Source organism: Rhizobium aureum (assembly GCF_030182495.1).
In the GTDB taxonomy this organism is placed as follows: domain Bacteria; phylum Pseudomonadota; class Alphaproteobacteria; order Rhizobiales; family Rhizobiaceae; genus Rhizobium; species Rhizobium tropici_C.
The window spans coordinates 11,689-25,522 of record NZ_JAQJCI010000008.1 but is presented as its reverse complement, the minus strand read 5'-3'; the positions used below and the strand labels follow the sequence as shown (position 1 = coordinate 25,522).

The window sequence follows — 13,834 nt, the reverse complement described above, 5'->3', positions numbered from 1 at the left end:
CCTGCCCTGTGTGCGCCGATATTTGACATCAGGCAAACGAATAGTAGAGATAGTGGCTATCAGAAATATTTGTGACCTGCCATGCGCGAACCTATCGAAAGCGATCTGCTGCGGACCTTTCTCGTCGTCACCGAGACAACTAATTTTTCTATCGCGGCGCAGCGGATCGGCCGCACCCAATCGGCTGTCAGCGCGCAGATCAAGCGGCTCGAGGATACGATCGGCGAAACGCTCTTCGAAAGAAGCGCTCGCGGAGCGGTGCTGACCCGCGCCGGCACTCAGTTGCTTCCCTACGCGCAGCGGGTGATCGAGCTCCTGAACGAGGCTGCGGCAAATATCCGCACGAAGCCCCTGGACGGCCCAGTCCGGATCGGCATTCCGGAGGAATACAGCCAGACCATTCTTCCCGCCGCCTTGGCCGCTTTCGCTATCAGGCATCCGGCCGTCGAAGTCACTGTCTCCTGCGATTACACGGTGCACAACCTGGCCGCGCTGGAAAAAGATGAGCTGGACCTGGCCGTCGTCTTCGACTGGAACAACCAGAGCAAAGGCGAAGTTCTCTGTATCGACCCAACGGTCTGGGTGACATCATTGGTCCATCGCGTGCATGAGGCGACACCGCTGCCCATCGCTGTTTATCGGGATTCGACATGGTGCCGCGATTTCGCCCTGAAATCATTGGAGCAAATCGGGCGGCGTTATCGTATCGCCTTCATTGCCGACACGAGTTCCGGCTTGAAGAATGCCGTCTCCGCCGGGCTTGCCGTGACGACGCTATCGCGCAGCAACATTCCGCATGGCTGCCGGGAGCTGACGAGCGATGACGGCTTTCCGCCGGTCGATTCTTCCCGTGTCGTGCTTCGCCGCAACCCCTATCATTCGAGCGAGGCAATCCGCGAACTGGCGGAAATGGTGCGCGAGGCGTTTCAGCCTATGTCGGCTCTGCTGCAGTTGTAGTGCGCCGGCGCAGCCTGCGGCGCGTCTCGGACGGACTTTCGGAAAAGCTGGCACGGTAACTGCGGGAGAATGCCGATGCCGAATTGAAGCCGGTTGCATCGGCAATCTCGGTAAAGGAGGCTTTCGTCTCGATGACCTTGCGCCGAGCCGCATTCAACCTCAACGCCAGGTAATGCACATGCGGCGGCGCACCGATACTCTCCTGGAAGAGCGCCTGCAGATGGCGGGCGCTGACGCCGACCCGACGGGCAAGACGTGTCAGCACCAGCGGCTGCTCGATATGATCCTCCATCAGGCGAATGGCTTGAGCAACGCGGGGATCGCGCATGCGCAGACCGGCCGTTGATGGTGAAAGCTCCGCGGCGCTTGGCGTGCTTGCCGGCTCGTAGATGAACAGGCGGCTGACTTCCAGCGCCAGCGAATAGCCCTGCCGCCGCCGGATGATCTCCAGCATGAGGTCGACCGTCGGCAACGAACCGGCAGTGGTGATCCGCTTACCATCGATCACGTAGCGATCCTTGACCGCGCGCACCTGCGGATAGGCCAGCGCAAAATCGTCGTAGTCCTCCCAGTGGACGGCGGCGGAGACATTATCCAACAAACTTGCTTCGGCCAGCAGCCAGGTGCCGGACTCGATGCCGGCAACCATCGACCTGTGACGCGCGGTTTGCGACAATTGCATTTTCAATGCCTGCGTCGCGTTGCGACGCCAATTGTAGCTGGCGAGCACGAAAAGCGGTGCGGTATCCGAGCTCGAACGAAAGCTGGAACAGGCGGGCACCGGAATAAGGCTCGTCGTCTCCGCGGGAGACCCATCCGGTGTGAAAAGGCGCCAGCGATAGAGCTCGGCTCCGGAAATGCGGTTGGCCCCGCGCAGAGGTTCGATCACCGAAGCGATCAGGATGAGGTTCGTCTCCGGAAGGATCAGGAGGTCGATGTCGAGTGTTTCGTTCGCCGCTGTCAGCATCACGCATTCCTCCAGTAGTTCCGAAACTGTATCGAATGCCTCCGATAATGCAAAGCATGAAGGCGTCTCATGGCTCGTAATGTCCTTAATACGAGGGAGAACAAAAATGCCTCTTGCAATGAATCGCGATGTCTTCATCACCTGTGCCGTCACCGGCGCCGGCGATACGGTTTCCAAATCCAGCCATGTTCCGATCACTCCCAAGCAGATCGCGGAATCCGCGATCGACGCCGCCAAGGCTGGGGCGGCAGTGGTTCACTGCCATGTCCGCGATCCGGAAACGGGCGCCGCCAGCCGCCGCAACGAGCTCTATAGGGAAGTGACCGACCGTATCCGTTCGGCAGACATCGATGTCGTACTGAACCTGACCGCCGGCATGGGCGGCGACTTGATTTTCGGCGATGTCGAGAGCCCCCTGCCCCTGAATGCCAAGGGCACCGATATGGCCGGCGCCACCGAGCGTGTCAGCCATGTCGCCGAATGCCTGCCTGAAATCTGCACGCTCGATTGCGGCACGATGAACTTCAATCTTGGCGACTACGTCATGACCAACACGCCCTCGATGCTGCGGGCCATGGCGAAGAAGATGACCGATCTCGGCGTGCGCCCCGAGATCGAGGCCTTCGATACCGGTCATCTCTGGTTCGCCAAGCAGCTTGCCGAGGAGGGCTTGATCGAGGATCCGGTTCTCATCCAGCTCTGCATGGGCATCCCCTGGGGGGCGCCCGATGACCTCAACACCTTTATGGCGATGGTCAATAACGTTCCCAAAAGCTGGACCTTCTCGGCCTTTTCCATCGGTCGCAACGCGATGGCCTACCCGGCGGCTGCGATCCTTGCCGGCGGCAATGTCCGCGTCGGGCTGGAGGACAATCTCTATGCCGGAAAGGGCATGCTCGCGACCAACGCGCAGCTCGTCGAAAAGGCGGTGCAGGTGGTGGAAGGCATGGGCGCGCGCATCATCGGCCCCGAAGATGTCCGCAAGAAGTTGAAACTGACGAAGCGCTGAGGCCCCGATGACCAAGATCAACAAGGCGGCCTGTATCGGCGGCGGCGTCATCGGCGGCGGATGGATCGCCCGTTTCCTGCTCGCTGGCATCGATGTCGATGTCTACGACCCGCATCCAGAGGCAACGCGCATCGTCGGCGAAGTTCTGGCCAATGCCGAAAAGGCCTATGCGATGCTGACCGGTGCGCCGCTGCCGCCGCGTGGAAAGCTCACCTTCAGGGACACGCTGGAAGCAGCTGTCGAGGGCGCCGACTGGATTCAGGAAAGCGTGCCCGAGCGGCTGGATCTCAAGCGCAACGTGCTGATGCAGATTGATGCAGCCGCAAAGCCCGAGGCCTTGATCGGCTCATCCACCTCCGGCCTTCTGCCGACCGATTTGCAGCGCGACATGCGCCATCCCGAGCGCCTCTTCGTCGCCCATCCCTATAATCCCGTCTATCTCCTGCCGCTCGTCGAAATCGTCGGTGGCGAAAAGACCAGCGCTGCCACCATTCAGGCGGCGATGGAGCGCCTGCCGCCGATCGGCATGAAGGGCGTGCATATCGCCAAAGAGATCGAGGCTTTCGTCGGCGACCGCCTGCTGGAAGCCCTTTGGCGCGAGGCCTTGTGGCTGATCAAGGACGATATCTGCACCGTCGAGACGTTGGACGATGTCATCCGCTATTCTTTCGGCCTGCGCTGGGCGCAGATGGGCCTGTTCCAGACCTATCGCATCGCCGGCGGCGAGGCGGGCATGCGGCATTTCCTGGCGCAGTTCGGCCCTGCCCTGCAGTGGAACTGGACGAAGCTGATGGACGTCGTCGATCTCGACGACGCACTTGTCGAAAAGATCGGTCAGCAGTCGGATGAACAGGCCGATGGCCTGTCGATCCGTGAACTCGAGCGCATCCGTGACGAAAATCTCGTCGGCATCCTTCAGAGCCTGAAGGGAAGCCATGGCGGCAAGGGCTGGGGCGCGGGCAAGCTGCTGAAGGATTTCGAGCAGCATCTTTGGAGCGCGGGTGGCGGAGCGAAGCAAGGTTTCGACATATCGAGGCCGCTGCGCCTGATCGACACGAAGGTCAGCCCGGCCTGGGTCGATTATAACGGCCATATGACCGAGCATCGCTACCTGCAGGTGTTCGGCGATACGTCGGATGCGCTGTTGCGCCTGATCGGCGTCGATCTCGATTATGTCGAGCGCGGTCACAGCTACTACACGGTAGAGACCCATATCCGCCATCTCGGCGAAGCTAAGCTCGGACAGGTCATCCATTCGACGGCGCAGATCCTCGCATCCGATGAAAAGCGGCTGCATGTCTTCCATGCGCTGCACGACAGCGCCAGCGGTGAGGTGATCGCCACCGCCGAACAAATGCTACTGCATGTCGACGCGAAAGCAGGCAGAGCCGTTGCCGCACCGGAGGAGGTGCTGAGCAAATTAAGGCCGATCGCCGCTGCGCACGCAGCTTTGGCCGTGCCGGAGGGAGCCGGCCGTCATGTGGGACAAAAACGCTAGGAGGAAGCGATCGTGAATTTCGGGCTCAGCGAAGAACAGGAGATGATCGTCAAGACGGTCAGGGACTTCGTCGAGACGGAGATCTATCCGCACGAAAACGAGGTCGAGCGCACCGGCTTCGTGCCACCCGATCTTGGGCTGGAGATCAAGCGCAAATGTATCGAGCTCGGCTTCTATGCTTGCAATTTCCCGGAGGAGGTCGGCGGCGCCGGGCTCGATCACGTCACCTTCACGCTCGTTGAACGCGAGCTCGGCCGCGGCTCGATGGGGCTCACCGTCTTCTTCGGACGCCCATCCGGCATCCTGATGGCCTGCGAGGGCGAGCAGAGGGAGCGCTACCTCCTGCCGGCAGTGCGCGGGGAAAGGGTCGATGCGCTCGCCATCACCGAACCGGATGCCGGCTCCGACATGCGCGGCATGAAATGCGCAGCACGGCAGGATGGTAACGATTTCGTACTCAACGGCACGAAGCATTTCATCTCGCATGCCGATGTCGCCGATTTCGTCATCGTCTTTGCCGCAACCGGCGAGGAAGACACACATCGTGGCCTCAAGAAGAAGATCACAGCCTTCCTGGTCGATCGCAGCACCCCAGGCTTCGAGATACTGAAGGGTTATGACTCGGTCTCCCATCGCGGCTATCACAACTGCATCCTGAACTTCACCGATTGCCGCCTGCCTAAATCACAGGTGCTCGGAGAGGTGCATCGCGGTTTTGATCTTGCCAATCAGTGGCTCTACGGGACCCGCCTGACGGTTGCCGCCACCTGCGTCGGCCGGGCGCGACGCACCTTTGATCTGGCCCTGTCCTATGCGGCTGAGCGCAAGCAATTCGGCAAGCCGATCGGCGCCAATCAAGGCGTGTCGTTCAAGCTCGCCGACATGATCACTGAGATCGACGCGGCCGATCTGCTCACACTGTCGGCCGCCTGGAAGCTCGATGCTCGGATCCCGGCCAATCGCGAAATCGCCTCGGCCAAGCTCTATGCGTCGGAAATGCTCGCTCGCGTCACCGACGAGGCAATCCAGATCTTTGGCGGCATGGGCCTGATGGACGACCTGCCGCTCGCCCGCTTCTGGCGCGATGCCCGCGTCGAACGCATCTGGGACGGCACCTCGGAAATCCAGCGGCACATCATCAGCCGCGACCTGCTTCGGCCGTTCGGAGCATGAGCCCATGACCCAGCGTTCGCTCGACCGCCTGATCCGACCCAGAACGATCGCCGTCTTCGGCGGTAGAGAGGCACGGCGCGTCATCGAGCAATGCGACCGCATGGGATTTGCCGGCGAAATCTGGCCGGTGCATCCGACACAGGAAGACGTGCTCGGCCGCCGCTGCTACCGGTCGGTCGCCGAACTGCCTGGCGCGCCGGATGCCGCTTTCGTCGGCGTCAACAGGGTGCTTACCGTCGATATCGTGAGCGAGCTTTCCGCCAGAGGCGCCGGCGGCGCCGTCTGCTATGCCTCAGGCTTCAGCGAGGCTGTGGTGGAACTGGCTGACGGAGCGGATTTGCAGCGCGCTCTGGTCGAAGCGGCAGGTAGCATGCCGATCGTCGGCCCGAATTGTTACGGCATGATCAACGGGTTGGACGGCGCCCTGCTCTGGCCGGATCAGCATGGCATCGTGCGAACCGAGCGCGGTGTCGCGATCCTGACGCAATCCTCCAACATCGCCATCAACTTGAGCATGCAGAGACGTGGCCTGCCCATCAGCTACCTGATGACAGCGGGCAACCAAGCGCAGACCGGGCTGTCGGACCTTGCGCGGGCCGTTCTTGAAGACCCGCGCGTCACAGCGGTCGGCCTGCATATCGAAGGCTTCGGTGATATAAGGGCACTGGAAGCCCTCGCCATGCGCGCCCGAGAGCTGAAGAAGCCCGTCGTCGCGCTGAAGGTCGGAAAATCCGAACAGGCTCAACGCGCCACCGTTTCGCACACAGCCTCGCTTGCCGGCAGCGATGCGGTGGCCGGCGCCGTTCTCGATCGCCTCGGCATCGGTCGTGTCGAAACGCTGCCGGAGCTCGTAGAGACGCTGAAACTCCTGCATGTTGCCGGGCCGCTGGAAAGCAATGCCATCTCCTCTATGAGCTGTTCGGGCGGCGAGGCCTCACTGATGGCGGATGCCGCCGTCGGCCGCAACGTCGAATTCCGTGCCCTGAAACCCGAACAGCTACCCGCCTTGCGCGCGAGCCTCGGCCCGATGGTGACGCTTTCCAATCCGCTGGACTATCACACCTTCGTCTGGGGTGATCTGGCCCGGCAGACGGAGGCCTTCAGCGCCATGTTCGCCGGCGGCTATGCCCTCAATCTGCTCGTTCTCGATTTCCCACGCGAGGATCGTTGTGATGGCGCCGACTGGATGATTACTGTTGCGGCGGTTGCAGCGGCAGCGAAACAGACGGGCGCCCGCGCAGGCATTCTGGCGACCCTGCCGGAAAACATGCCGGAACCGATTGCCGAGCAGTTGATCGAAGCTGGGATCGTGCCGTTTTGCGGCATCAGCGAGACGCTGGTGGCGGCGGATATCGCCAGCGGTATTGCCAAGGCCTGGAATGGGCCGCTGCCATTGCCGCTCCTCAACGTCTCCATCACCGAAGGCGAGGTAGAGACCCTGAGTGAAGCTGCCGCCAAGGCAGAGCTTGCAGCAACGGGCCTTGCCGTCCCACTAGGCAGGACCGCCACCACGCCAGGCGAGGCGGCCGATTGCGCGGAGCAGCTCGGCTTTCCGGTCGCGCTCAAGGCGCTCGGCGTCGAGCACAAGTCCGATGTCGGCGCGGTCAAGCTCAACCTGTGGGATAGAAACGCCGTCGGGGACGCGGCGGACGGCATGGCCGGTGTCGCACACGGATTCCTTGTCGAGCGGATGATCGACCGCCCTATCGCGGAGCTGATCGTTGGTGCGGTCCGCGATCCGGTCGTCGGCCTGACCCTGACGGTCGGCGCGGGCGGAATTCTCGTGGAATTGCTTGAGGATTCCGTCGTTTTGCCACTCCCCGTGACGAAAGCCGAGGTTCTCGAGCGGATTTCGCGGCTGAAGGTTCGGAAATTGATCGAAGGCTATCGCGGCAATGCAGGCAGCAGCCTCGAAATCGTTGCTGACGCCGTCCTATCAGCGGCAGAATATGTCGTAAAGAATGCTGCAAAGCTTGAAGAACTAGACATTAATCCATTGATGGTTCTAGCAGAATCTCGGGGCGCCATTGCGGCGGATGCCCTCATCCGGCGAAGGAGGTAGCGGAAGTTGCAAGACCCCATTCGAACCCGCTCCGAAGACGGCATCCTCGAGGTCATCATCGACCGGCCCAAGGCGAATGCCATCGATCTCGCGACCAGCCGCAAGATGGGGCTGATCTTTCGCGATTTCCGCGACAACCCGGATCTGCGCGTCGCCATCGTCACCGGTGCCGGCGAAAAGTTCTTTTCCGCCGGCTGGGATTTGAAGGCCGCGGCTGATGGTGACGCGGTCGACGGCGATTATGGCGTCGGCGGCTTCGGTGGCATGCAGGAACTGCGCGACCTCAACAAGCCGATCATCTGCGCCGTCAACGGCATCTGTTGCGGCGGCGGGCTGGAGATCGCTCTGTCAACCGATCTGATCATCGCCGCGCCGCACGCGACCTTCGCGTTGCCTGAAATCCGCTCCGGCACCGTCGCCGATGCGGCTTCGATCAAGCTTCCGAAGCGCATCCCCTATCATATCGCCATGGATATGCTGTTGACCGGCCGTTGGCTCAATGTCGAGGAAGCGCATCGCTGGGGCTTCGTCAACCAGATCGTTCTCGCCGACAAGCTTATGGACAGGGCCTGGGAGCTCGCCCGCCTGCTCGCAAGCGGGCCGCCGCTCGTCTATGCAGCGATCAAGGAAATCGTTCGTGAAGCGGAAGGTTCGACGTTTCAGACTGCCATGAATAAGATTACCAAACGGCAGTTTGCAACCGTCGACGTCCTCTATTCGAGCGAAGATCAATTGGAAGGCGCACGGGCTTTCGCGGAAAAGCGAGCTCCAATCTGGAAAGGAAGGTAGGAGGCGGCAGCAACCGCTGAATTTCCCGCATGTCACGGGCAACAAACAGGCTTCAGGCGGAAGAGGAACCGAGACCTGAAGTGGCTTGCCCGGGAATTTGTCAACACGGCAAGAAGAAGGAACAGGGGAATGAACGACTATACGAAATATCTCGCAAGCCGCGTCACCGCAGGCGGGCTCAGCCGCCGTGAATTCATGGGACGCGCAATGGCCGCCGGCGTGACTTTGACGCTCGCCGACAAACTCTTCACCGAAGGTGCGATGGCAGCTGAGCCGAAGCGCGGCGGTCATCTTAAGCTTGGCCTCGAAGGCGGTGCTGCAACCGATTCAAAAGACCCGGCAAAATTCCTGTCGCAGGTCATGTTCTGCATCGGCCGCTGCTGGGGCGACATGCTGGTGGAATCCCACCCGCTGACGGGTGCTGCCGTTCCCTCGCTCGCAGAATCCTGGGAGCCGTCGAAGGATGCCGCTACCTGGACCTTCAAGATCCGCAAGGGCGTCAAGTTCCACAATGGCAAGGATCTGACCATCGACGACGTCGTCGCCACGCTCAAACGCCATACCGATGCGAAATCGGAATCGGGCGCGCTCGGCGTCGTGAAGTCGATCAAGGAAATCAAGGCCGATGGCGACAACCTCGTTCTGACCTTGACCGAAGGCAACGCCGACTTGCCGTTGCTGTTGACCGATTACCACCTCGTCATCCAGCCGAATGGCGGTTATGACGATCCCTTGGCCTCGATCGGTACCGGCCCGTATAAGATGGTCAGCTTCGAGCCCGGCGTGCGTGCCACGTTCGAGCGCAACAAGGACGACTGGCGCACCGACCGCGGCTTCGTCGACAGCGTCGAAATCATCTGCATGAACGATGCAACGGCGCGTATTGCGGCGCTTTCGTCCGGTCAGGTCCATTACATCAATCGCGTCGACCCGAAGACCGTGGATCTTCTGAAGCGCGCGCCGAACGTCGAGATCCTGGCCACAGCCGGCCGCGGCCATTACGTCTTCATCATGCATTGCGACAAGGCGCCTTTCGACAACAACGACCTGCGCCTTGCGCTGAAATACGCCATGGACCGCGAGACCATGGTCAAGAAGATCCTCGGCGGCTACGGCAAGGTCGGCAACGATTTCCCGATCAACAGCACCTATGCCCTCTTCCCGGAAGGCATAGAGCAGCGCGCCTACGATCCGGATAAGGCCGCCTTCCATTACAAGAAGTCGGGCCATAGCGGATCGGTCTTGCTGCGCACCTCCGAAGTCGCCTTCCCTGGCGCCGTCGATGCGGCCGTTCTTTACCAGGAAAGCTGCAAGAAGGCGGGGATCAACATCGAGGTGAAGCGGGAGCCGGGCGACGGCTACTGGACGAATGTCTGGAACGTCCAGCCCTTCTCCACCTCCTATTGGGGCGGACGGCCGACGCAGGACCAGATGTATTCCACCGCCTATCTCTCGACGGCGGACTGGAACGACACGCGCTTCAAGCGCCCCGACTTCGACAAGCTCCTGCTTCAGGCCCGCTCCGAACTGGACGAAGCCAAGCGCAAGGAGCTCTACCGCGCCATGGCGATGATGGTGCGCGACGAAGGCGGCGTCATCCTGCCGATGTTCAACGATTTCGTGAACGCCTCCACCAAGCAGGTGAAGGGTTACGTCCACGATATCGGCAACGACATGTCGAACGGCTATGTCGCGACCCGCGTCTGGCTGGACGCCTGATGCCCGAAGCCGGGCGAAAACGCCCTCATCTCTGACACAGCCAGGACCGCGAAAACCTTTCGCGGTCCTCCCGACGTTTCAAGCAATTCCCGGAAAATGCACAGCTGTTTTTCGTCCGGAATTGCGTAAAACAACAAGATTGAGCGGCTTAACGATTCCCATGAAACATGGAGCCGCTCTCAGTGCGAGGCATCGGCCATGTCCAATTCACCTCCCGGAACCGTTCTGCCCGGGTTGAGGTTCAAGCAGCGCTTCCCGCTGCTGTCCCTTATTATCGAGCGTTGCGTGCTCAGTATCGTTCTGCTCTTTGCGGTTTCCGTCCTGATCTTCGGCGGGCTCGAAGCCCTGCCCGGCGATTTCGCCACCACCTATCTTGGCCAGTCCGCAACGCCGCAGGCCGTCGCCAATATCCGCGAGGAGCTTGGCCTCAACCGGCCTGTGGTCACCCGCTATGTGCAATGGCTCGGCAACGCCGTGCAGGGAGATTTCGGCACCTCCTGGGCGAGCAAGAATTCTGTCGGCGAGCAGATCGGCAAGCGGCTCGGCAATTCCCTGTTTCTCGCTGGCTTTGCCGCCTTGATCTCGGTGCCGCTGGCGGTCTGTCTGGGCATGCTGGCGGTCCACTTCCGTAACCGCATGCCGGACAAGATCATCAATGTCATCTCGCTAGCGGCGATCTCGCTGCCGGAATTCTTCATCGGCTATCTCCTCATCATGTTCTTTTCCGTCAAATTCGGTATCGCGACCTTTCCGGCGACGGTCTTCGACGGCATGGGCGTCATCGACCGGCTGAAGGCGATCGCGCTGCCGACAGCGACGTTGGTTCTGGTGGTGCTCGCGCACATGATGCGCATGACTCGCGCGGCCATTCTGTCCGTCATGTCTTCGGCCTATATGGAAACTGCCGAACTCAAAGGGCTCTCCGCCTTCCGCGCCATCGTCAAGCACGCCGCCCCCAATGCGCTGGCGCCGATCATTAACGTGATCGCGCTGAACCTTGCCTATCTCATTGTCGGCGTCGTCGTTGTCGAGGTTGTCTTCGTCTATCCCGGCATGGGTCAGTATATGGTCGATGCCGTGACGGTGCGCGACATGCCGGTCGTCCAGGCCTGTGGGCTGATCTTTGCCGCGGTCTACATCTTCCTCAACATGACGGCGGACATTCTCGCCATCATCGCCAACCCGCGTCTGAGGCATCCGCGATGAGATTGAGAGATATTCCCATCACCGCCTGGGTCGGCATCATCGGTATCTTGATCGCCTTCATCTGCGCGATCTTCGCGCCCTGGATCGCTCCTTTCGGCGAGACGGAAGTCGTCGGTAACGTCTGGCAGCCTGCCGATGCGCAATATTTCTTCGGCCTCGACAATCTCGGCCGCGATATCCTGTCGCGTCTGATCTACGGCACCCGCACGACGCTCTTCGTCGCGCTGGCGGCAACGATCATTTCCTTTTCGCTCGGCATCATCCTGAGCTTTACCGCTGCCGTCTCGCGCGGATGGATCGACACGGTCTTTTCGCGCTTCAACGACCTGATGATGTCGATCCCGACACTGATCTTCGCGCTCGTCGTGCTGGCGGTTCTGCCGCAGAATCTGATCGTGCTGATCCTCGTCATGGCGATCCTCGACTCCACCCGCGTCTATCGCCTCGGCCGCGCCGTGGCGCTCGATGTCGCGGTCATGGAATTCGTCGAAGCCGCGAAGCTGCGCGGTGAGGGCAAGATCTGGATCATCTTCCGCGAGATCCTGCCGAATACGCTATCGCCGCTGCTGGCCGAATTCGGGTTGCGCTTCGCCTTCTCGATCCTGTTTCTCTCCACCCTCTCCTTCCTCGGCCTCGGCATCCAGCCGCCGGCAGCCGACTGGGGCGGCATGGTCAAGGACAACAAGGATGGCATCATCTTCGGCATCTCCGCCGCGCTCGTGCCGGGTTCTGCCATCGCGGCACTCGCAATCTGTGTCAATCTGGTGGTCGACTGGCTCTTAAGGCGCACCTCCAGCCTCAAGGGAGGGCGTGGCGATGCCTGAGCTTCTTTCCGTTCGCGATCTCAAGATCGAGGCCACCAGCTATCCGCCGGGCGAGCCACCGAAACGCGTCACCATCGTCGATGGCGTCTCCTTCGACTTGCAGAAAGGCAAGGTGCTCGGGCTGATCGGCGAGTCCGGTGCCGGCAAGTCCACCATCGGCCTTTCCGCCCTCGCCTATGGCCGTGGCGGCGCCGAGATCACCGGTGGCCAGGTATTGCTTGACGGCACCGACATCCTGCCGCTCGGTAAATCCGGCATCCGCAGGATTCGTGGCGCCCGGGTCTGTTATGTCGCGCAATCGGCAGCGGCCGCCTTCAATCCGGCGCATCGGCTGGGCGATCAGGTGATCGAAGCAACCGTGAAACATGGCTTGATGACGAAGGAAGAGGCAAGAAAGCGGGCGCTCTATCTCTTCCGCGTGCTTGGCCTGCCCAATCCGGAAACCTTCGGGGACCGCTATCCGCATCAGGTCTCCGGGGGCCAGCTGCAGCGCGCCATGACCGCGATGGCACTCTGCTCCAATCCCGAACTGATCGTCTTCGACGAACCGACGACCGCGCTCGACGTCACCACGCAGATCGACGTTCTCGCGGCCATCAAACACGCCATCGAGGAGACGCATACGGCCGCGCTCTATATCACCCATGACCTCGCTGTCGTCGCTCAGATTTCCGACGACATCATGGTATTGAGGCATGGCAAGACGGTGGAATATGGCAGCGTCCAGCAGATCATCGAGGAGCCGCGCCAGGATTATACCCGCGCCCTCGTCAACGTCCGCCAGGAGGCGCGTGCAGAAGCCGCCGATCAGACGAGCGCACTTTTGAAAGTCGAGAATATCAGTGCGCAATACTCGAATGGTTTCAAAGTATTGCACGATGTTTCTCTACACGTTCCTAAAGGCCAGACGCTAGCGGTCGTCGGCGAGTCCGGTTCCGGCAAATCGACGCTTGCCCGCGTCATCACCGGCCTGCTGCCGCCAAGCGACGGGCGGATTTCCTTCGACGGCAAGCCGTTGACACCGGCCTTGAAAGACCGCTCGCGGCAGGAGCTGCGGCGCATCCAGTTGATCTATCAGATGGCCGATACCGCCATGAACCCGCGCCAGACCGTGCGCGATATCATCGGCCGCCCGCTGACCTTCTATGACGGCCTCCGTGGCGCTGCAAAGACGGCGCGTGTGAAGGAGTTGCTGGATCAGATCGAGATGGGCAATGGCTTCATCGACCGTTATCCGGCCGAGCTTTCCGGCGGGCAGAAGCAGCGTGTCGCCATCGCCAGAGCACTTGCGGCCAAACCGGAACTCATCCTCTGTGATGAGCCGACCTCGGCACTCGATCCGCTGGTTGCCGAAGGCATTCTGAAGCTGCTCTTGAAACTGCAGGAAGAGGCGCATCTTTCCTACGTCTTCATCACCCATGACATCGCCATCGTGCGCGCCATCGCCGACAGCGTTGCGGTGATGCATCGCGGCAAGCTCGTCCGCTTCGGCCCGAAATCGGAGGCGCTGTCGCCGCCTTTCGACGATTACACCGACCTGCTGCTGAAATCCGTACCTGAGATGGAGATCGGCTGGCTGGAGCGCGTGCTGACGACGCGGAGGATGGCAAGCGCTGGCAATTGAAGGCTC

General features: G+C 61.2%; 11 protein-coding genes. 10 read left to right on the top strand and 1 reads right to left on the bottom strand.

The features are described from left to right. Positions 1-81 precede the first annotated feature (81 nt). On the top strand, positions 82-957 hold the full coding sequence (locus tag PH552_RS19280; RefSeq protein WP_112344959.1) for a LysR substrate-binding domain-containing protein: 876 nt from the start codon (positions 82-84) through the stop codon (positions 955-957). Here PH552_RS19280 and PH552_RS19275 read toward each other — a convergent pair. Beyond that, on the bottom strand, positions 932-1,924 hold the full coding sequence (locus PH552_RS19275) for a GlxA family transcriptional regulator (RefSeq protein ID WP_112344958.1): 993 nt from the start codon (positions 1,922-1,924) through the stop codon (positions 932-934). The two genes, PH552_RS19280 and PH552_RS19275, sit on opposite strands and share 26 nt — an antisense overlap. Before the next feature lie 106 nt (positions 1,925-2,030). Here PH552_RS19275 and bcoG point away from each other — a divergent pair, with 106 nt between their 5' ends. The 9 genes from bcoG to PH552_RS19230 all read left to right on the top strand — a co-directional run bounded on the left by bcoG (position 2,031) and on the right by PH552_RS19230 (position 13,828). Beyond that, on the top strand, positions 2,031-2,933 hold the full coding sequence (gene bcoG, locus PH552_RS19270) for a 3-dehydrocarnitine:acetyl-CoA trimethylamine transferase BcoG (protein WP_112344957.1): 903 nt from the start codon (positions 2,031-2,033) through the stop codon (positions 2,931-2,933). 7 nt (positions 2,934-2,940) lie between these two features. Beyond that, positions 2,941-4,431 (top strand): carnitine 3-dehydrogenase, encoded by a 1,491-nt coding sequence (locus PH552_RS19265; RefSeq protein ID WP_112344956.1) that lies wholly within the window; start codon positions 2,941-2,943, stop codon positions 4,429-4,431. A gap of 12 nt (positions 4,432-4,443) precedes the next feature. Then, positions 4,444-5,604: an acyl-CoA dehydrogenase family protein gene (locus tag PH552_RS19260; protein WP_112344955.1), complete on the top strand. Its 1,161-nt coding sequence runs from the start codon at positions 4,444-4,446 to the stop codon at positions 5,602-5,604. Between the two features lie 4 nt (positions 5,605-5,608). Further along, positions 5,609-7,666 carry an acetate--CoA ligase family protein gene (locus PH552_RS19255; protein WP_113250404.1) on the top strand — a complete coding sequence of 686 codons (2,058 nt, stop codon included), beginning with the start codon at positions 5,609-5,611 and terminating at the stop codon, positions 7,664-7,666. Positions 7,667-7,672: 6 nt separating this feature from the next. Then, positions 7,673-8,455, top strand: a complete 783-nt coding sequence (locus PH552_RS19250) for a carnitinyl-CoA dehydratase (RefSeq protein WP_112344953.1) — start codon at positions 7,673-7,675, stop codon at positions 8,453-8,455. 129 nt (positions 8,456-8,584) lie between these two features. Beyond that, positions 8,585-10,174 (top strand): ABC transporter substrate-binding protein, encoded by a 1,590-nt coding sequence (locus PH552_RS19245; protein WP_112344952.1) that lies wholly within the window; start codon positions 8,585-8,587, stop codon positions 10,172-10,174. A gap of 198 nt (positions 10,175-10,372) precedes the next feature. Continuing rightward, positions 10,373-11,380: an ABC transporter permease gene (locus PH552_RS19240; protein ID WP_112344951.1), complete on the top strand. Its 1,008-nt coding sequence runs from the start codon at positions 10,373-10,375 to the stop codon at positions 11,378-11,380. Then, positions 11,377-12,204: an ABC transporter permease gene (locus PH552_RS19235; RefSeq protein ID WP_112344950.1), complete on the top strand. Its 828-nt coding sequence runs from the start codon at positions 11,377-11,379 to the stop codon at positions 12,202-12,204. The genes PH552_RS19240 and PH552_RS19235 overlap by 4 nt, the downstream gene beginning before the upstream one ends. Next, positions 12,197-13,828 carry an ABC transporter ATP-binding protein gene (locus PH552_RS19230; RefSeq protein WP_112344949.1) on the top strand — a complete coding sequence of 544 codons (1,632 nt, stop codon included), beginning with the start codon at positions 12,197-12,199 and terminating at the stop codon, positions 13,826-13,828. Before PH552_RS19235 ends, PH552_RS19230 begins: the two co-directional genes overlap by 8 nt. The last annotated feature ends 6 nt before the right edge of the window (positions 13,829-13,834 follow it).

Coding starts and splice junctions, on each gene's coding strand:
- PH552_RS19280 (WP_112344959.1), top strand. CDS start 82: ATGCGCGAACCTATCGAAAGCGATCTGCTGCGGACCTTTCTCGTCGTC.
- PH552_RS19275 (WP_112344958.1), bottom strand. CDS start 1,924: ATGCTGACAGCGGCGAACGAAACACTCGACATCGACCTCCTGATCCTT.
- bcoG (WP_112344957.1), top strand. CDS start 2,031: ATGCCTCTTGCAATGAATCGCGATGTCTTCATCACCTGTGCCGTCACC.
- PH552_RS19265 (WP_112344956.1), top strand. CDS start 2,941: ATGACCAAGATCAACAAGGCGGCCTGTATCGGCGGCGGCGTCATCGGC.
- PH552_RS19255 (WP_113250404.1), top strand. CDS start 5,609: ATGACCCAGCGTTCGCTCGACCGCCTGATCCGACCCAGAACGATCGCC.
- PH552_RS19245 (WP_112344952.1), top strand. CDS start 8,585: ATGAACGACTATACGAAATATCTCGCAAGCCGCGTCACCGCAGGCGGG.
- PH552_RS19240 (WP_112344951.1), top strand. CDS start 10,373: ATGTCCAATTCACCTCCCGGAACCGTTCTGCCCGGGTTGAGGTTCAAG.
- PH552_RS19235 (WP_112344950.1), top strand. CDS start 11,377: ATGAGATTGAGAGATATTCCCATCACCGCCTGGGTCGGCATCATCGGT.
- PH552_RS19230 (WP_112344949.1), top strand. CDS start 12,197: ATGCCTGAGCTTCTTTCCGTTCGCGATCTCAAGATCGAGGCCACCAGC.